This window comes from Methylobacterium sp. Leaf361, from assembly GCF_001424445.1.
GTDB lineage: Bacteria > Pseudomonadota > Alphaproteobacteria > Rhizobiales > Beijerinckiaceae > Methylobacterium.
In genome coordinates this window covers 1-2,602 of sequence record NZ_LMPY01000084.1, presented here as the reverse complement: position 1 = coordinate 2,602, position 2,602 = coordinate 1, and the positions used below count along the sequence as shown (strand labels likewise).

The window sequence follows — 2,602 nt, the reverse complement described above, 5'->3', positions numbered from 1 at the left end:
GTGATGCGCGGGGCGCCGAAGCTCTTCTCGATCACGACGTTGCGGCCCTTCGGGCCGAGCGTCACCTTCACCGCGTCGGCGAGGATGTCGACGCCGCGGAGTAGCGCCTCGAACGCCGAGGCGTACGCGACGGCTGAGCCGGAGCGGAGGGCAGTTCCCACGAACGTCGAGGCACGGGTCGGACGAGAGCGGATGCCGGAGACCGCACGGGCCTCATCCAAGTCGACGGCCTGCGTCCACACGCGCGATCGGCCGGCTTTTTGATCGGCGAGCGTGAGCGCCTCAATGCCCTCCTCGTCGACCGTCGTCCAGGCCGAGCCGAATGTCAGGTGCCGTGTCCACTCCGGTACTTCGCGGCCGTGGGCACCCAAGGTGGTCTGCAGGACGGGTACCCCCCAGCGCAGAAGCGGCACGAGCGAGCTGTCAGCGCCATCTTGGAGGACACTCTCCTCAATGCTCGCGCCGGTCGCGAACCTCAGGAGGCGCGCATCGGGTCCCTCACGCAGAACGCCTCGCATTCCGTCGAGGGCCTCCAGAGCGACGCCACCTTCGTTTCGACCGAACGCTGCGTAGGCGCATGCGAGCAGCATAAGGTCTCGCTCTTCCGGGGTTCGAAAGGCTGCAGTGGCGCCGGCACTGAGCAGTTCGCGAATGCGCGGTGTCTCGATCGCGCTCGCGCGACCGGTGGAAAACGCCGTGTCCCACTCGGGTACCGCTGTGTCGGAGCGCGGCTCGATCCGAACGCCGCCCGCTTCCTTGCGTAGAAGGAGGTCGATGCCGACACCTAGGATGGCGAAGCGATGCCCCTCCGACTTCACAACTACGTCGGAGTACGCCGCCTTCGCCGCGCACCCCCACAACCGAGCGCGCTCGGTTACGGCCCCGAAGGCCGCCACGTTGCGAAGCGGCTCCAAGCCGATCCGGTCTGGCAAAGCGAACTCGGTGACACCTTCCGAAAGTCCCACATCGACGATGCGGACCCAGTCTCCCCAAGGAAGGTCAACCCTCACGCGGTAGAAGCCTGCTTCTAGGTACTCGGTCGGATGGCGCTCGATTTCATTGAGCGACAGGATACGCGCTGCGTCAGAGGATCCGACACGCTCAATCGACACGGTCGGAACTTCGGTCAAGTATCCTCCGAGCGGCCGTACTCCGCCCGGCGGCAGGACAAATCGAAAGTTTGTGGCGGGACGATCGAAGTCGTCGCCGATCGGGGAGAGATGGATCTCGAGATCCTCGCCCCAGTGAGTGGACCGGAGCGCACGAAGCCAATCCAGGGCGTAGCCCCGCGCAGCAAGAGCAGCACCGGGAACGAGCGGGTCGAAGCGGATGTCAGGCCCGAACGTGTGCTCCTCGACAAGGACCCCCGCCTGCGGTGGGGATGGGGCGAACGGCCCGGACAGGACGGACTCGTAGGCGAGATCTGGCAAGGAGCACGGCGCGCCGGCAGGGCCGCTCGCTCGGATGTTGAAGGCGTCGAGCGTGATGCCGCCGAAGGGGGAGCTGCTTGGCTGGACGGCCCCGGGCAAAGCGACCATCGACGGGCCGGTGTCGGGCTGAGCGGGAACCGCCCGTTCGAGCTCCAACGTTATCTCGACGCTGTCGCCAACGAGTTCGGTCGGGGCCGGCGACCGCCGCTTGCGCCACACGCTCGCGGGATCCGCCCGGAACGAGGTCCAAACGGTCGCACCGACCGGACCGAGACAGCGCATCGGGAGACTGATCGGCTTGTCGATGCGAGGTAGCAGGAGTTGCCGCGTCGGCTCGGGAGAGCGGAGGACCAGTTCCGTGACGGCCTGTTTGGCCTGGAGCGGATTCGTTTTGACGACGACGCGGAGATAGGTGTCCTGCGGGAGATCGAAGATCGGAGACCGCCCGGTTCGTTCGGCCATCTCAAAACGTTGACAGAAAGGCGTCTGCCGGTTCCCGGCCGCTAGCGCCCTGAGCGCGTAGCTCGGTCCGACGGCGAGGTCGAACACCTCCTTGAGGTCGATTTCACGTGCCCCGGTATCCCAATCGTAGATGACGGCGGATTGCAGCGGATCGGCCGGCTCCATGGTGCCGAGGCGTTCAAGGTCGAGTGCCCTGCAGAGGAACGACACAAGCGTCTCCCCGGGCGCACCGGCCCACGCCTTCTCGTCCGGTGCCGCGGCGTGGCATACCGTGAGCGCGTTGCTGGCGACGACGTTGTACGTTTCCGGGGCTTGCTGGGGCCCCTGGGGTGTCACCGGCGAGACTTGGCCGATCGTCGCAATGGGTTCCTTGCAGGCGTTGTAGATGACGTACTGACGCCGGAAGCTCCAGCTCAGGAAATAGCGAAGGTACTCATCGAGCCAGACGTTGGGCTTGATGCCGTCGATCCCGTAATCCGATGGAAGGAACACCGATCCCTTCGCGAGCACGTAGAGGCCATGACCGGACAGGACGACGAAGAGTTGGTCAGCCGAGCGGCCGGCCAGCAAGTTTATGGAGCGTACGATGCTGCGATAATCGCACCCGCGGACTGGCCTGCCCCCATGCGGTGGCCCAGGTTCGAAGTTAGTGCATCGTCGGTCGCGTGACGATGGCTGGGCGAGCGAGCGGCGCTGAAGTGCTCGGTTCC

At 65.9% G+C, this 2,602-nt stretch carries 1 protein-coding gene; it reads right to left on the bottom strand.

Annotation, left to right across the window (positions count from 1 at the left end; genetic code table 11):
- The coding region (locus tag ASG32_RS31005) for a hypothetical protein (RefSeq protein WP_157862116.1) at positions 1 to 2,462 on the bottom strand (2,462 nt) is incomplete at its 3' end.
- Between the last annotated feature and the right edge of the window lie 140 nt (positions 2,463 to 2,602).